Source organism: Neisseria sp. WLZKY-1, assembly GCF_046546535.1.
Lineage (GTDB): Bacteria > Pseudomonadota > Gammaproteobacteria > Burkholderiales > Neisseriaceae > Neisseria.
On the sequence record NZ_JBKGTW010000006.1, the window covers coordinates 42,232 to 57,124 of the forward strand.

Sequence of the window (14,893 nt, forward strand, 5' to 3'; positions counted from 1 at the left end):
CCGCAGGGCGGGAAACTTTTCAGACGGCCTTTTGCATCGGTGTTATTCGGCAGCGGCGGCCTGTGCGGCGGCTACGGTTTCGGCTACGGCCTGGTTTTTGCCTTCCAATACCGCATCGGCGATGCCGCGGCAGTAGAGGCGGATGGCTTTGGCGGAGTCGTCGTTGCCGGGGATAACGTGTTTCACGCCGTCGGGGCTGTTGTTGGTGTCCACCACGCCGATAACGGGGATGCCCAGTTTGGCGGCTTCGACCAAAGTGCCGTGCTGGTAGCCGGTGTCGATAACGAAGATGGCGTCGGGCAGGCCTTTCATGTTTTTGATGCCGCCCAGCGAGCGTTCGAGTTTTTCCACTTCGCGGGTCATGTCCAGCAGCTCTTTTTTGCTGTAGCCGCTGTTGTCGGCGTCGGCCAGAACGGCGGATTTTTCTTCCAGGCGTTTGATCGACTGCTTGACGGTTTTGTAGTTGGTCAGCATGCCGCCGAGCCAGCGGTGGTCGACATAGGGCATGCCGGCGCGGGTGGCTTCTTCGCGGATGATTTCGCGCGCCTGGCGTTTGGTGCCGACAAACAGCACGGTGCCTTTGTTGGCGACGAGGCGGCGCACGGCTTCCTGCGCTTCAAGGAAGAGCGGCAGGGTTTTTTCCAGATTGACGATGTGGATTTTGTTGCGCGAACCGAAAATATACTGCTCCATTTTCGGGTTCCAGAAACGGGTTTGGTGGCCGAAGTGTACGCCTGCTTCGAGCATTTGGCGCATGGTGATTTGGGACATAGATTTCCTTCAAAAGGGTTAGTGCAGACACCCGCGCACAGAATTTCCGACCGGCGGAAACACCCTTCGGACGCGGAGTGCGAGCGTTTCAATGACAATAAAAAAGCGCTTTTTACGGGAAAAAGCGGCGGCATTATACGGGCTGCGGCTTTTCAGGGCAAGTTGCCGCCGCCGTTTTCCTCTTCGCGCTTCATGCGCCTGTTGCGCAGGCGGATATAGGCCGACCAGAGCATAAAGGCGGCGGGCAGGGCGGTGAGGAAAACGAAGTAAATCAGTTTGCGCGCCAGGCCGGGCTGGGCGACGGAAAACATCAGCGTGGTGAAAACGTAGCCGATAAAGACGATGTGCCACATGGTTTGCCGTTTCGGGGGTTCAGACGGCCTCTATTATAGGGCTTGATGCTGCTATAATCGCGCCCTTTCCCATTTTGCACAGCGAAAGGACGCACCCAATGGCAGATTTCAACCAAATCCTCGACGCGGGCGACGTGGACGGCGGCATTATCAATGTCGTCGTCGAAATTCCCGCAGGTTCGAACCACAAAATCGAATGGAACCGCAAGCTGGCGGTGATGCAGCTCGACCGCGTCGAGCCGCTGGCCTTCGCCAAACCGACCAACTACGGCTTCATCCCGCAGACGCTGGATGAGGATGGTGACGAACTCGACGCGCTGATCATCACCGACACGCCGCTGCCCACCGGCATCTTCCTCGAAGCCAAAGTCATCGGTGTGATGAAATTCGTCGACGACGGCGAAGTGGACGACAAAATCGTCGTCGTGCCTGCCGACGACCGCCACAACGGCAACGCCTACAACACTTTGGAAGACTTGCCCAAGCAGCTCATCAAACAAATCGAGTTCCACTTCAACCACTACAAAGACCTGAAAAAACCGGGCACCACCAAAGTGGAACACTGGGGCGGCATCGACGAAGCCAAAGCCGTCATCCGCGAATCGCAGGAGCGCTGGAACAAGCGTTAACGCACCGGCAGGCCGTCTGAACACCCTTTTCAGACGGCCTTTTTCCGTTTGGGCAACCTGTTACAGAAAGGCCGTCTGAAACCATGTCCGCCACCGACACCGCCAAGCAGCAAAAACGCGCCCTGCGCCGCCAATACCGCGCCGCACGCAGCGCCCTGCCCCGCGCCGAGCGCCTGCGCGCCGAACGGGAAATCGTCCGCCGCCTCAAACCCCTGATACGGCGCGGCAAAAAAACCGCCCTTTATTGGGCGATGGGCAGCGAACTGAACCTGCGCCCCCTGCTGCACACCGCCGCACAACGTGGTGCGGCCGTCTATCTGCCCTACATCGAGCCGCGTAAAAAACGCATGTGGTTCACGCCCTACCGCGAAGGTGCGGCGGCCGAACGCAAACGCGGCCGCGCCAAGCTGAACGTGCCCCAGTTTGCCGGACACCGAATCCGCGCCGACCGCCTCGATGTCATGGTTATCCCCGTTGTTGCCGCCGACCGCACGGGCTGCCGCCTCGGCCAGGCGGGCGGCTACTACGACGCCACGCTGGCCGAATGCCGTTTCAGACGGCCTCTTGCCGTTGCCGCCGGTTTCGCCTGCCAGCTTGCCGAGCGCCTGCCGCGCGAAGCCCACGACATCCTGCTCGACGGCTTCGTATCGGAGCGCCACAAGCTGCGCTTTTCCCGCCGCTGACACGCAACGCACGACTTTCAGACGGCCTCATCCCGTCAAACGGTAGCTTGGCAAAACATCAGGCCGTCTGAAACCCCGCAAGGTTTTCAGACGGCCTTTCCGTTTCGGGCAAACGGCAGACTAGGGCGCTCTGCCCTACCCTGCGCCGCCGTAACCGCCAGCCCGACAGCCAATCCTACAGCCGCAGGCGTGACCCAGCCCAAGCCGTCGGCGTAGAGCGGCAGAATGTTTTTCAGCGCCGCGTCGATCCGCATAATCAGGCCGTCTGAAGCACCACCGAACATACCGTGCGCCGTGCGCCAGCCGTCGATAAGGGCGACGGGCAGCGTGGCGGCCACCGTGCAGGCGTACACGGCGCGGCGGCCGCCGAAAAACCTGTCGAGAAAGGCCAGCGCGATCAGCACCACGGTGAGCGGGTAGAGCAGCATCAGCGCGGGCACGGAAAGTTTGATAATGCCCGACAGGCCGACATTGGCCAGCGCCAGCGACACCAGCGTGAACACGGTGACCCAGGCGCGATAGCTGACGCGCGGGGCGAGGCGGTGGAAATATTCGCCGCAGGCGGTAATCAGGCCGACCGAAGTCGACAGGCAGGCCAGTATCACAATCACGGCCAGCAGCACGTTGCCCGCCGTGCCGAAATAATACTGCGCGCTTTTCGCCAAAACCGCCGCGCCGTTTTCCTGCATACCGATTTCGCCGACGCTGGCCGCGCCCATATAGGCGACAAAAGCGTAGACCAGCGCAAGAAAGGCCACGGCGACAAAGCCCGCGCGCGACGTCAGATACAGCACCTCCTCCTTCTTGGCAAAACCCATGCCGCGCACCGCGTCAATCACAATAATGGCGAACACCAGCGAGGCCAGCGCGTCCATCGTACCGTAGCCCTCAATCAAACCCTTGATAACGGGGTTGGCCGCATAATCCGCGCTCGGCACCTGCAAGGCGGCCATCGGTTTGGCCGCCGCATAGCCCACTAGCACGGCAATCGACACCAGCAGCGCAGGCGTCAGCACCTTGCCGACGCGGTCGACCAGTTTGCCGGGCGAAATCGCCAGCCAGTAGGTCAGCGCGAAAAAGGCGGCGGCAAACGCAGCCAGCAGCCCTTTGTGTTCTCCCCCGCCCAAAAACGGCCTGATGCCGATGTCGAACGACACCGTCGCCGTGAGCGGTGCGGCAAACAGAGGGCCGATGGCCAGATAAAGGGCGACGGCGAACAACACGCCGTAAACCCTGCCCACCCGTCCGGCCAGCTCCTGCAAATCGCGCAAACCCGTATAGGCCACCGCCAGCACCCCCGCCAGCGGCAGGCCGACGCCCGTGAGCAGGAAACCGGCCAGCGCGGCACCCACCGCCTGCCCCGCCTGCTGCCCCAGCACGGGCGGATAAATCAGATTGCCCGCACCGAAAAACAGGGCGAACAGCATCAGGCCGGTGGCAATAAAGGCCGATTTTTTACTGGTCTGCGTCATGGAAATACCTGCGTGGAAAACAAAGCCGCGCATTCTATCAATTTATGCGGGCGCGCGTCGGCTGCCGCTATAATGCCCGCCCGCAGACAACAGGCCGTCTGAAACCCCGTTTCGTTTTTCAGACGGCCTCACGATAAAACACAGCGATGAAACACAAGAAAAAACTCTTCGCCCTCGCCGCCTCAGCCGCCGCGCTCGCCATCTGGCTCTATCCTGACGCCTATCCCGTTTACCCCAAGAGCGACCACTACGACCCCGAAAGCCGCACCTTCTTCAACCCCGAGCCGCAGGCCGCGCCCACCGACCTTGTCCGCGCCATGTGGAAAATGCTGGTCGACCAAAAATCCGCGCGCCCGCCCAAGCCGCTGCCCGTCGTCAAACCCGACTGGAACGCCTTTCTCGCCGCGCCCGCCGACAAAAGCCGCTTTGTCTGGTTCGGCCACTCAACCATTCTAATGCGTATCGGCGGCCAAACCGTGATTACCGACCCCGTGTTCGGCAACAGCGTTTCGCCCGTGCCCGTGATGATGCACCGCTTCCAGCCGCCACCCGCGCCCTTGTCCGAAGTGCCGACGCCCGACGTGGTTTTGATTTCGCACAGCCATTACGACCATCTCGAAAAAGACAGCGTCAAAGCATTGTCCGCGCGCGGCAGCCGCTTTGTCGTTTCACTCGGCTTGGGCGTTTTGCTGCGCAAATGGGGCGTGCCGCCCGAGCGCATCACCGAGTTGGACTGGTGGCAGAGTGCCGAAATCAACGGCATCCGCTACACCGCGCTGCCCGCCCGCCACGACTCCTCGCGCACCCTCACCGACCGCAACAAATCCCTTTGGGTAGGCTTTGCCATCGAACATGGCAGCGAAAAATTCTACTACCACGGCGATTCCGCACAGGGCAGGCATTTTGACGAAATCGCCAAACGCTTCAAGGGCTTTGACATCGCCTTTATCGAAAACGGCCAATACAACGAACGCTGGCCGAACAACCACCTTTTCCCCGAGCAAACCGCCGCCCTCGCCGCCCAACTCGCGCCCAAGCGCTTCATGCCCATCCACTGGGGCGCATACGCCATGGCTTTGCACACCTGGAACGAACCCGTGTTGCAAAGCATCCCTGCCGCCCGCCAACTCGGCGTCAACACGCTCACGCCGCTGATGGGACAGGTGTTCGATGCCGATACGGCAACGCGCGACTGGTTTGCCGAACCCTTGCCCTAACCGCAATGGCGGACACAAGAGGCCGTCTGAAAAGCGTTCAGACGGCCTTCTTTCTTGACAGGGGCGGCTTCAATGCCGATACGCCGACACGAACCTTTGCCCTGAACCGCAATGGCGGATACAAAAAGGCCGTCTGAAACACTTTCAGACGGCCTTTCGCCATTACGCTCCCGCACACAAAAAAACGCGAACCTTTGCGGTTCGCGCTTTTTTCAGACGGCCTCAATTACTTCTTGTCGTCTTTCACTTCTTCAAAATCGGCATCAACTACGTCGTCGTCTTTCTTGGCGGAAGCGTCAGACTGCGCCGCGCCTTCGCCGGCTTGGGCTTCGGCCTGTGCCTGGGCGTACACCATTTCGCCGAGTTTCTGGCTGGCGGCGCCGAGTGCTTCGGCTTTGGCATCGATGGCGGCTTTGTCGTCGCCCTTCACGGCTTCTTCGGCTTCTTTCAACGCGGCTTCGATTTTTTCTTTCTCGGCTGCGTCGAGTTTGTCGCCGTAGTCGGCCAAAGATTTTTTCACAGAGTGAATCAGGGCTTCGGCTTGGTTGCGGGAAGCGACCAATTCAGTCAGTTTTTTATCTTCCTCAGCATTGGCTTCGGCATCTTTCACCATGCGTTCGATTTCTTCTTCGCTCAAGCCTGAAGAACCTTGGATGGTGATGTTGGCGGCTTTGCCTGTGCCTTTGTCTTTGGCGGAAACGTGCAGGATACCGTTGGCGTCAATGTCGAAGGTTACTTCGATTTGCGGCATACCGCGTGGTGCAGGTGCGATGTCGGTCAAGTTGAACTGACCCAAAGATTTGTTAGCGGAGGCGCGTTCACGTTCGCCTTGCAGTACATGGATGGTTACTGCGCTTTGGTTGTCTTCGGCAGTTGAGAACACTTGCGACGCTTTGGTCGGAATGGTGGTGTTCTTCTGAATCAGCTTGGTCATCACGCCGCCCATAGTTTCGATACCCAAAGACAGAGGGGTTACGTCCAGCAGCAATACGTCGCTGCGGCCGCCGCTCAATACTTCGCCTTGAATCGCTGCGCCTACGGCAACGGCTTCGTCAGGGTTTACGTCTTTGCGCGGCTCTTTGCCGAAGAAGTCTTTAACGGCTTCTTGTACTTTCGGCATACGGGACTGACCGCCGACCAAGATCACGTCGTCGATGTCGCTGGTGCTCAAACCGGCATCTTTCAATGCGGTGCGGCAAGGCTCGATAGAGCGGGCAATCAGGTCTTCAACCAGACTTTCGAATTTGGCGCGGGTAATTTTCATTGCCAAGTGTTTCGGACCGGTTGCGTCCATGGTGATGTACGGCAGGTTGATTTCGGTTTGCTGACCGCTGGACAATTCGATTTTGGCTTTTTCGGCAGCTTCTTTCAGACGTTGCAATGCCATCACGTCTTGTTTCAAATCAATGCCTTGTTCTTTTTTGAACTCGGCGATGATGTGGTCGATGAGGCGTTGGTCGAAGTCTTCACCGCCCAAGAAGGTGTCGCCGTTGGTTGCCAATACTTCGAATTGTTTGTCGCCGTCGAGGTTGGCGATTTCGATGATGGAAATATCGAAGGTACCACCGCCCAAGTCATATACGGCTACTTTGCGGTCTTTGTTGTCGCCTTTGTCCATACCGAATGCCAAAGCGGCTGCGGTCGGCTCGTTGATGATGCGTTTTACGTCCAAGCCGGCGATGCGACCTGCGTCTTTGGTAGCTTGACGTTGGCTGTCGTTGAAGTAGGCCGGAACGGTAATCACGGCTTCGGTTACTTTTTCGCCCAAGTAAGATTCGGCGGCTTCTTTCATTTTACGCAGGACTTCTGCGGAAACTTGCGGCGGAGACAGCTCTTTGCCTTGCGCTTTCACCCATGCGTCGCCGTTGTTGGCTTTGATGATTTCGAAAGGCATGGATTCGATGTCGCGTTGGACTTCTTTGTCTTCAAATTTATGACCGATCAAACGTTTTACAGCGTAGATGGTGTTTTTAGCGTTGGTTACGGCTTGGCGTTTGGCAGGTGCGCCGACGAGGACTTCGCCGCCGTCCAGATAAGCGACGACAGACGGCGTAGTGCGTGCGCCTTCTGCGTTTTCAATAACTTTGGTTTGACCGTTTTCAGAGATGGATACACAAGAGTTGGTTGTACCTAAGTCGATACCGATTACTTTTGCCATAGTGTTAATACTCCTTCAAATAATAGAATTTTCAGACGGCCTGTTTTGTTTCCGGCCACTGTTGCTTGGCATGCAAAATAGGGGACAGACGGCGGTTTTCAAGTGCTGTGTTGTAAAAAAATGACAACTTTTTGAAATTTAAAATCAAAATGTTAATTTAATTTTTCCGTTTCCCCTTATGTTTCAGACGGCCTCTGAGGCCGTCCGAAAACAAAATGCGGGATGGTTCGGGAACTGTGCCTATTCGGCGTTTTCCGCACTTTTGGCTACAACCACCATGGCCGGACGCAAGATGCGGTCGTTCAACAGATAGCCTTTTTTCAAGACGCGGATGATGGAATTGGCTTCTTGCCCGCTCTCCTCCGCCTGCATTGCCTGATGTTGGTGCGGGTCGAGTTTGTCGCCCGGCTGCGGGTTGATTTCTTTGATATGCGTGGCATCGAACGCTTTTTGCAGTTCGTTCAGCGTCATCTGCACGCCCATCTTCAGCGCGTCGAAATTGCCGCTTTGGTCGAGCAACGCCATTTCCAGATAGTCTTTCACCGGCAGCATTTCGGCGGCGAATTTCTGTCCGGCGAATTTGTAGGCGTCGGCGATTTCCTGCTGGTGGCGGCGGCGCAAGTTTTGTTCGTTGGCCAGGCCGCGCAGCTCTTCGTCTTTCAGACGGCCCTCCAGTTCGGCCACCTGCGCCTGCAAGTCTTCATAGCTCGGCGGCGCGGCTTCGGCCTGATCGGCGGTATTCAGTTCTTCTTCGGGTGCGGGGTTTTGTTCGTTCATGTTTTTGCCTTTTTGGAAGTAACGGAAGGGATTTTTCATGCGCGGCTATATAAGGCCGTCTGAAAGGGTTTCAAGCGCGGCGGGTGGCTTGCTTTTTCGCGCCGCGCGGCATAATGTCGGCCTGCCCGATAATTTATACACAAAGGAGAACGAGATGACGGCTCAACAAAGCTGCGCCCGCCGCACCGCCGAAACCATGCTGGCCGGTTTCGACAAACACTACCGCCTGTTCCGCGAAAAATCCTCGCAGGCCAAAGCGCTGTTCGAGCGCGGCGACTGGAAGGGGATACAGGATTTGTCGGCGCAGCGCATCCAGATGTACGACAGCCGCGTGCGCGAGGCGGCGGACATTCTGCGCCAAAGCCTGCCGCAGGGGACGTCGGAGGATTTGTGGGCGGAGGTGAAAAAGGAATACATCGCGCTGCTGGTCGACCACAAGCAGCCCGAGCTGGCCGAAACCTTTTTCAATTCCGTATCCACCAAAGTGCTGGACAAAAAGTATTTCAACAACCGCTTTATCTTCGTCAAACCGGCCATCAGCACCGAATTCATCGACTCCGACCCGCCCGTTTTCTTCCCCTACTACCCCGCCGAAACCGGCCTGCGCGGCTGCCTGCGCCGCATACTCGGCCATTTCGACTGGCAGATTCCCTTTGCCCACGCGGCGGCCGACGTGGCCGACATCATGCGCGCGGCGCGGCGGCACTTCGGCGCGGAATGGCCGCCGCAGGAATTGAACCTGCACGTCCAAGTGCTCGATTCGGCGTTTTACCGCAACAAATCGGCCTATATCTTCGGCCGCATCATCAACGGCAGCAGCAGCCATCCCTTCGCGCTGGCGGTGGTGCACGACGGAAGAGGCCGTCTGAAAATCGACGCCGCGCTGTTCGACCCGAAACAGATTTCCGTGCTTTTCTCCTTCGCCCGCGCCTATTTTCTCGTCGACATGCCCGTGCCCAGCGGCTATGTGCGTTTTCTGCGCGAAATGCTGCCGATGCGCTCCGACGGCGATTTCTACACCCTGCTCGGCCTGCACAAGCAGGGCAAAAACATCTTCTGGCGCGAGTTTGCCCAGCACCTGCGCTATTCCGACGACAAATTCATCCTCGCGCCCGGCGTGAAAGGGCTGGTGATGAGCGTGTTCACCCTGCCCTCCTTCCCCTATGTGTTCAAAGTCATCAAAGACACCTTCGGCGCCAACAAAGACTTCGACCGCGAATACGTGCGGCAGAAATACCTGCTGGTGAAAAAACACGACCGCGTCGGACGCATGGCCGACACCATGGAGTTTTCCGACATCCCGCTGCCCAAATCGCGCTGCGACGAAGCCTTTCTCGCCGAAATGCGCAGCCTCGCCCCCAGCCAGATTGAAGAAACCGAAGACATGGTTGTCATCAAACACGCCTACATCGAATACCGCCTGCAACCGCTCAACCTCTTTATGCAGCAGGCCAATCCTGAGGAAAAGGCGGCGGCGGTCATCGACTACGGTTTCGCCCTGAAAGAGCTGGCTTCGGCCAACATCTTCCCCGGCGACATGCTCTACAAAAACTTCGGTATGACCCGCTTCGGCCGCGTGATTTTCTACGACTACGACGAAATCGAATACATGACCGACTGCAACTTCCGCAAAATCCCGCCCGCGCCGACCCCCGAAGCCGAAATGGCCGCCGAACCCTGGTATCCCATACACAAAGGCGACGTGTTCCCCGAAGAATTCGCCCCCTTCCTCTTGGGCGAACCCGACGTGCGGCAGGTCTTCCTCAAACACCACCGCGACCTCCTGACCCCCGAATTTTGGCAGGGCAAAAAAGAGCGGTTGGAGCAGGGGCTGTTTGACGATTTCTACCCCTATCCCCAATCCGTCCGCTTCCGCCCCGAGCAGACGGCGGAAGGGCTGGTGGACGATACCGACGTGTGAAACGGTGCAGGAGGCCGTCTGAAAGCAGAGTTTCACCGAAGTTAAAAGCCTGCCGCCGCCATGTTTTCAGACGGCCTCAAAATGCCTGCCGACCCGATACGGAAACAGACCGTGCGGACATGGAAAGGCCGTCTGAAAAGCGTTCAGACGGCCTTTTTGCATTGTCCCGCGTTTGCCTGACAGGGGAAACATAAGGCCGTCTGAAAATACGGCGGTAGTTGTAACTCCGCTTTCAGACGGCCTCAAAATCCCTTTTCAGACGGCCTCAAAGCCCATGCCAACCCGATACAAAAACAAACCGTGCAGACACGAAAAGGCCGTCTGAAACCCTTTCAGACGGCCTTTGTGCTGTTTGCAAAACGGCCTCAGCGCGTTTCTTTGCCGACGGTGACGACGTTCATTTTCTTGGGATCGAGGCGGCGCTGCCAGACTTCTTTAATCTGTTCGGCGGTAACGGCTTCGATGTTGCGCGTGTAGTTGTCGTAGTAGTCGAGCGGCAGGCCGCGCACGCCGACGGCGGCGGCGAGGCCGACGGTTTTGGCGTTGGTGTCGAAACTCATCGGGAAGCTGCCGACGATGTTGTCTTTGGCCTGTTTCAGTTCGGCTTCGGTCGGCCCTTGGGCGATGAAGTTTTCCAAAACACTGCGGGCGGCGGCCAGCGCTTCGGCGGCGCTGCCTTTTTTGGTGGAGAAGGAAACGGCAAACGGCCCTTTTTTCTCCAAGGGGCTGAGCGAGGAGGAAACGCCGTAGACCAGCCCTTTTTCGTCGCGCAGGGTTTTCATCAGGCGGCTGTCGAAACCGCCGCCGCCGAGGATGTAGTTGCCGACGGTGAGGGCGTAGCGGTCGGGATCTTTGTGCACGAGCAGGGGCAGCCCCATGACGACGACGGCCTGTTCTTTGTCGGCGAAAGGAATGTCCTGCTGCCGCCCGTCGGTTTGGGGGATGTCGGCGATGGGGTGGATATCCGCCTGGGCGGGCAGGCCGTCGAGGACGGCGGCGGCCATTTCGTCGGCTTCTTTGCGGCTGACGTCGCCGACGATGGCGACGTAGGCGTTGTTTTTGGCGTAGGTACTGCGGTGGTGCGCTTTCAAGGCGTCGGAGGTGACGGCGGCGATGTCGGCTTCGTTCAGGCGCGCGGTGTCGGCGTAGGCGTGGTTGCCGTAGTTGAGGATGGTGAGCGCGCGCGAGGCGAGGAAGGAGGGGTTGCTCAGGCTTTGGCGTAGGGCGGTGACGGCCTGTGTTTTTTCACGTTCGAGGATTTTTTCGTCGAATTTGGGATGGGCGATGATTTGGTTGGCGAGTTTGAGGCCGTCTGAAAGGGTGTCGCGGCGGCTGAGGGAGGCGAAGGAGACGGAGGCGTTTTCCGTGCCCGCGCTGCTGCCTATGGTGATGCCGAGGCGGTTGCTGCGGTCGTAGAGTTCTTCTTCGCTGTATTGCTCGCTGCCGGAGGTGAGCATGTCGGCGGTCATGGCGGCGGCGCCCTTGACGCTTTCGCCGGTTTGTCCCGCGCCTTTGAAGACGATTTCCATATGGACGATGGGCAGTTCGCGCCGCTCGGCGTAGGTGACGGTGGCACCGTCGGCGGTTTGCCAGCGTTGGAAGGTAACCGCGTATGCGGGGGCGGCCAGGGCGGCCGCGAGGGGGAGGATGAGGATTTTGTTCATGGCTGTGCCTCGTTTTCTTGCGCGGCGGCAGGTGTTTCGGGTGTTTTCAGACGGCCTTCTGCCGCCTTGGCCTGCCGCGCTTTGGGCAGAACGGTAATCTGCGTCAGCGGCGAGGCGGCAATCAGGCGGGCAGCGGCCTGCACCTGCGCGGGTGTGACCGAAAGCAGGCGGCGGACGGCTTCGTCTTCGGTCTGCCAGCCGAAGCCGTTGTGTTCGAGTTCGCCTAGGGTATCGGCCTGGCTGCGTACGGAGTCTTTGGCGAAGATGCGCGAGGTTTCGACGGGGCGGCGGATGAGTTCGAGTTCTTCCTGCGTGACGCCCTTGTCAGCGATGTCGCGGATTTCGGCAAGTAAGCGCTTTTTCAGCTCTTCGGGCGTGGTTTGGCCGTTGGGCAGGCCGCCGGCGGAGAAGATGGCGTTTTTGCGGCCGAAGTCGCTGTATTCGGCCGACACGGCCAATGCCACGGCGTCGCCGCGTTGGAGTTTTTTGTTGTAGCGTGCCGAATCCGTGCCCGCGAGGACGAGGCCGAGCATTTCGAGGGCATAGGGCATTTCGTCGCTGATTTTTTCGGCAGCGGGCACGCGCCAGTTGAGGCTGACGATGGGCTGGGCGGTAACGGCGTACACTTCGGCCTGCACGGCGCGCGCTTCAGACGGCCTCTCAAATTCGCCGTTGCGCGCGGGCAGTTTGCGCTTGGGGATGCTGCCGAACAGTTTTTCCACTTCTTTCACGGTCTGCCGCGCGTCCACGTCGCCGACGACAACCAGCATGGCATTGTTCGGCGCATACCATTGTTTGTACCACGCGCGCAGATCGGCGGCTTTGAGTTTGTGCAGGTCGGACATGTAGCCGATAACGGGCGCTTTGTTGAAGGGTTTGCGCCACATTTTGATGTGCAGCGTTTCCCACAACTTGCCGTCGGGGCTGTCGTCGGTGCGCATGCGGCGCTCTTCGCGGATCACGTCCATCTCGTTGGCAAAAGCCTTGTCGCTGAAATTGAGGCCGGTCATGCGGTCGGCCTCCATTTTCAGCACCTCGTTCAGGTTTTTCACCGCGATATTGGTGGTGTACACCGTTTCCGTGCGGTTGGTGTAGGCATTGTCGTTGCCGCCCAACGCGGCGACGCGGCGGCTGAACTCGCCCGCAGGCACGGCCTTCGTGCCCTTGAACATCATATGTTCCAGCGCGTGGCTCAAACCCGTTTTACCCGCGTGCTCGTCCACGCTGCCCACCTTGTACCACAGCCGCACCGCCGCCACCGGCGCGCGCCTGTCTTCCTTCACCAACACCTTCATGCCGTTGTGCAGCGTCAAGAGCACCGTCTCCGCCTGCGAAAACGGCGCAAGCGCCAAAAGCAGCACCGCAGAATAACGCAACATCATCCGAATTCCTGTCAACAAATAAACGAACCGCGCATATTAAAGGGGCAAAGGCCGTCTGAAAAGCAAAAAAGCGCCGCCGCCGCGCCCCAATCCGCGCCGCTTGCGTTACAATCCGCCGCCAAACGCCAAATAACCTAATAAAAGGAATAAATCATGTTCGGATTTCTTGCCAAGCTCTTTCGGCGCACCCCGCCGCCCGCGCCCGCACAGCCTGCCGAACCCGCACCGTCCGCCCTCCCCGAAGACGACGGCCTGCAAATGGACGACGCCGATCTCGGCGACAACGTCAGCTTCGAAGACGACAGCCCGCTGACCGCCGAGCAGCTCAACGCCGTTTCCCGCCAGGCCGACAAACGCTAACCCACTACCCGCCGTCAGGAACACACATGGCACTATTCGACTTCCTATTTAAACGCAAAAACGAACCCGCCGAAAAAGAAGCGGAGCAAACCGACACCGTGCCGGACGCAGCCGAAAGCGCGGCCGACGAAGCCGCCGCCGCGCGTCAGAAATACCTCGACGACATCCGCAACGCCGACCGCAGCGGCCTGCTCAACCGTCCCGCCGAAACGCAGGAGCCGACACCCGCACCCGCAGACGAAACCCCGTCCGACAACACCGTTTCAGACGGCCTCAATCCGAGCGAAACCGCGCCAGAGGCAGCGGCAGACGGGAGGCCGTCTGAAAACGACAACCCGCCGCCCGAAGCCGCAGCGGCAGACACCGCCGAACCCCCGTCCGCAACCGATACGGAACAAACCGACACCGAGCAAACCGACAACGGCGGCTGGGCGGCGCGTCTGAAAAAAGGCCTCGGCAAATCGCGCGACAAAATGGCCAAATCCCTCGCGGGCGTGTTCGGTGGCGGCAAAATCGACGAAGACCTCTACGAAGAACTCGAAACCGTCCTCCTCACCAGCGACATGGGCATCGAAGCCACCGAGCAGCTGATGGACGAAGTGCGCCGCCGCGTCTCCCTCAAAGGCCTTTCAGACGGCCGCGAGCTGCGTCAGGCGCTCAAAGAAGCCCTCTACGACCTCCTCGCCCCGCTGGAAAAACCACTCGAAATTCCCGACAACGGCCAACCCTTCGTCATCATGATGGCCGGCATCAACGGCGCGGGCAAAACCACCTCCATCGGCAAACTCGCCAAATACTTCCAGCAACAGGGCAAATCCGTCATCCTCGCCGCAGGCGACACCTTCCGCGCCGCCGCCCGCGAGCAGCTCCAAGAATGGGGCGAGCGCAACGGTGTCACCGTCATCTCCCAAGCCAAAGGCGATTCCGCCGCCGTCTGCTACGACGCCGTCGAGTCCGCCAAAGCCCGCAAAACCGACATCGTACTGGCCGACACCGCCGGACGCCTGCCCACCCAGCTCCACCTGATGGAAGAAATCAAAAAGGTCAAACGCGTTTTGCAGAAAGCCATGAGCGACGCGCCGCACGAAATCATCGTCGTACTCGATGCCAACATCGGCCAAAACGCCGTCAATCAGGTCAAAGCCTTCGACGATGCGCTGGGTGTCACCGGCCTTATCGTCACCAAACTCGACGGCACGGCCAAAGGCGGCGTCCTCGCCGCCCTCGCCTCCGCCCGCCCGATACCCGTGCGCTACATCGGCGTCGGCGAAAGCATCGACGACCTGCGTCCCTTCAATGCCCGTACCTTCGTTGATGCCCTCATCGACGGCTGAACACGCGCCGCGAATGTCAGGCCGTCTGAAAACCCGCCGCAGGGTTTTCAGACGGCCTCTTGCCGTATAATAGTGAAACAAAATGGGAAAGATACAAGGCAGCAAGCCGCAGACAGTATGGGGAATACGGCAAGGCGCAGCAACGCCGTAGATTTTCTATTTTGGTTCACTA

Annotated in this window: 13 protein-coding genes; 6 read left to right on the forward strand and 7 right to left on the reverse strand. The window is 59.2% G+C overall.

Features of this window, described 5'->3' with window-relative positions:
- Nucleotides 1-42: 42 nt before the first annotated feature.
- Nucleotides 43-771 carry a 30S ribosomal protein S2 gene (gene rpsB, locus ACLD9W_RS03320; RefSeq protein ID WP_410840685.1) on the reverse strand — a complete coding sequence of 243 codons (729 nt, stop codon included), beginning with the start codon at nucleotides 769-771 and terminating at the stop codon, nucleotides 43-45.
- Between the two features lie 152 nt (nucleotides 772-923).
- Nucleotides 924-1,124: a hypothetical protein gene (locus ACLD9W_RS03325; RefSeq protein ID WP_094031011.1), complete on the reverse strand. Its 201-nt coding sequence runs from the start codon at nucleotides 1,122-1,124 to the stop codon at nucleotides 924-926.
- A gap of 98 nt (nucleotides 1,125-1,222) precedes the next feature.
- On the opposite strand from ACLD9W_RS03325, the gene ACLD9W_RS03330 reads away from it, so the two are divergent.
- The gene (locus ACLD9W_RS03330; protein ID WP_009425509.1) at nucleotides 1,223-1,753 is read left to right on the forward strand and encodes an inorganic diphosphatase; all 531 of its coding nucleotides are present in this window, start codon (nucleotides 1,223-1,225) and stop codon (nucleotides 1,751-1,753) included.
- A gap of 83 nt (nucleotides 1,754-1,836) precedes the next feature.
- The gene (locus tag ACLD9W_RS03335) at nucleotides 1,837-2,436 is read left to right on the forward strand and encodes a 5-formyltetrahydrofolate cyclo-ligase (RefSeq protein WP_410840686.1); all 600 of its coding nucleotides are present in this window, start codon (nucleotides 1,837-1,839) and stop codon (nucleotides 2,434-2,436) included.
- An 86-nt stretch (nucleotides 2,437-2,522) separates the two neighbouring features.
- Here ACLD9W_RS03335 and brnQ read toward each other — a convergent pair whose 3' ends face one another.
- Nucleotides 2,523-3,908, reverse strand: coding sequence for a branched-chain amino acid transport system II carrier protein (gene brnQ / locus ACLD9W_RS03340; protein WP_410840687.1), 1,386 nt, complete (start codon nucleotides 3,906-3,908; stop codon nucleotides 2,523-2,525).
- Between the two features lie 146 nt (nucleotides 3,909-4,054).
- Here brnQ and ACLD9W_RS03345 point away from each other — a divergent pair, with 146 nt between their 5' ends.
- The gene (locus ACLD9W_RS03345; protein WP_410840688.1) at nucleotides 4,055-5,125 is read left to right on the forward strand and encodes an MBL fold metallo-hydrolase; all 1,071 of its coding nucleotides are present in this window, start codon (nucleotides 4,055-4,057) and stop codon (nucleotides 5,123-5,125) included.
- A 226-nt stretch (nucleotides 5,126-5,351) separates the two neighbouring features.
- Here ACLD9W_RS03345 and dnaK read toward each other — a convergent pair whose 3' ends face one another.
- Entirely contained in the window at nucleotides 5,352-7,283 is a 1,932-nt protein-coding gene (gene dnaK / locus ACLD9W_RS03350) for a molecular chaperone DnaK (RefSeq protein ID WP_410840689.1), read from the reverse strand.
- Between the two features lie 240 nt (nucleotides 7,284-7,523).
- Complete coding sequence (grpE, locus tag ACLD9W_RS03355) at nucleotides 7,524-8,060, reverse strand: nucleotide exchange factor GrpE (RefSeq protein WP_410840690.1); 537 nt, start codon at nucleotides 8,058-8,060, stop codon at nucleotides 7,524-7,526.
- Between the two features lie 154 nt (nucleotides 8,061-8,214).
- Here grpE and aceK point away from each other — a divergent pair, with 154 nt between their 5' ends.
- Nucleotides 8,215-9,981 carry a bifunctional isocitrate dehydrogenase kinase/phosphatase gene (gene aceK / locus ACLD9W_RS03360; RefSeq protein ID WP_410840691.1) on the forward strand — a complete coding sequence of 589 codons (1,767 nt, stop codon included), beginning with the start codon at nucleotides 8,215-8,217 and terminating at the stop codon, nucleotides 9,979-9,981.
- Nucleotides 9,982-10,346: 365 nt separating this feature from the next.
- On the opposite strand, the gene ACLD9W_RS03365 is transcribed toward aceK, so the two are convergent.
- Both ACLD9W_RS03365 and ACLD9W_RS03370 read right to left on the reverse strand, forming a co-directional pair.
- Complete coding sequence (locus ACLD9W_RS03365) at nucleotides 10,347-11,645, reverse strand: M16 family metallopeptidase (protein ID WP_410840692.1); 1,299 nt, start codon at nucleotides 11,643-11,645, stop codon at nucleotides 10,347-10,349.
- The gene (locus tag ACLD9W_RS03370; protein ID WP_410840693.1) at nucleotides 11,642-13,027 is read right to left on the reverse strand and encodes a M16 family metallopeptidase; all 1,386 of its coding nucleotides are present in this window, start codon (nucleotides 13,025-13,027) and stop codon (nucleotides 11,642-11,644) included. Before ACLD9W_RS03370 ends, ACLD9W_RS03365 begins: the two co-directional genes overlap by 4 nt.
- A gap of 153 nt (nucleotides 13,028-13,180) precedes the next feature.
- Between ACLD9W_RS03370 and ACLD9W_RS03375 the strand changes: the two genes are divergently transcribed.
- Together ACLD9W_RS03375 and ftsY are read left to right on the forward strand one after the other, a co-directional pair.
- Nucleotides 13,181-13,387 carry a phosphoglucosamine mutase gene (locus ACLD9W_RS03375; RefSeq protein ID WP_410840694.1) on the forward strand — a complete coding sequence of 69 codons (207 nt, stop codon included), beginning with the start codon at nucleotides 13,181-13,183 and terminating at the stop codon, nucleotides 13,385-13,387.
- Nucleotides 13,388-13,413: 26 nt separating this feature from the next.
- Complete coding sequence (gene ftsY, locus ACLD9W_RS03380; protein WP_410840695.1) at nucleotides 13,414-14,721, forward strand: signal recognition particle-docking protein FtsY; 1,308 nt, start codon at nucleotides 13,414-13,416, stop codon at nucleotides 14,719-14,721.
- The last annotated feature ends 172 nt before the right edge of the window (nucleotides 14,722-14,893 follow it).

Bases quoted from the DNA above. Each gene is read 5' to 3' on its own strand.
- rpsB (WP_410840685.1), bottom strand. From the start codon at position 771: ATGTCCCAAATCACCATGCGCCAAATGCTCGAAGCAGGCGTACACTTC.
- ACLD9W_RS03325 (WP_094031011.1), bottom strand. From the start codon at position 1,124: ATGTGGCACATCGTCTTTATCGGCTACGTTTTCACCACGCTGATGTTT.
- ACLD9W_RS03330 (WP_009425509.1), top strand. From the start codon at position 1,223: ATGGCAGATTTCAACCAAATCCTCGACGCGGGCGACGTGGACGGCGGC.
- ACLD9W_RS03335 (WP_410840686.1), top strand. From the start codon at position 1,837: ATGTCCGCCACCGACACCGCCAAGCAGCAAAAACGCGCCCTGCGCCGC.
- brnQ (WP_410840687.1), bottom strand. From the start codon at position 3,908: ATGACGCAGACCAGTAAAAAATCGGCCTTTATTGCCACCGGCCTGATG.
- ACLD9W_RS03345 (WP_410840688.1), top strand. From the start codon at position 4,055: ATGAAACACAAGAAAAAACTCTTCGCCCTCGCCGCCTCAGCCGCCGCG.
- dnaK (WP_410840689.1), bottom strand. From the start codon at position 7,283: ATGGCAAAAGTAATCGGTATCGACTTAGGTACAACCAACTCTTGTGTA.
- grpE (WP_410840690.1), bottom strand. From the start codon at position 8,060: ATGAACGAACAAAACCCCGCACCCGAAGAAGAACTGAATACCGCCGAT.
- aceK (WP_410840691.1), top strand. From the start codon at position 8,215: ATGACGGCTCAACAAAGCTGCGCCCGCCGCACCGCCGAAACCATGCTG.
- ACLD9W_RS03365 (WP_410840692.1), bottom strand. From the start codon at position 11,645: ATGAACAAAATCCTCATCCTCCCCCTCGCGGCCGCCCTGGCCGCCCCC.
- ACLD9W_RS03370 (WP_410840693.1), bottom strand. From the start codon at position 13,027: ATGATGTTGCGTTATTCTGCGGTGCTGCTTTTGGCGCTTGCGCCGTTT.
- ACLD9W_RS03375 (WP_410840694.1), top strand. From the start codon at position 13,181: ATGTTCGGATTTCTTGCCAAGCTCTTTCGGCGCACCCCGCCGCCCGCG.
- ftsY (WP_410840695.1), top strand. From the start codon at position 13,414: ATGGCACTATTCGACTTCCTATTTAAACGCAAAAACGAACCCGCCGAA.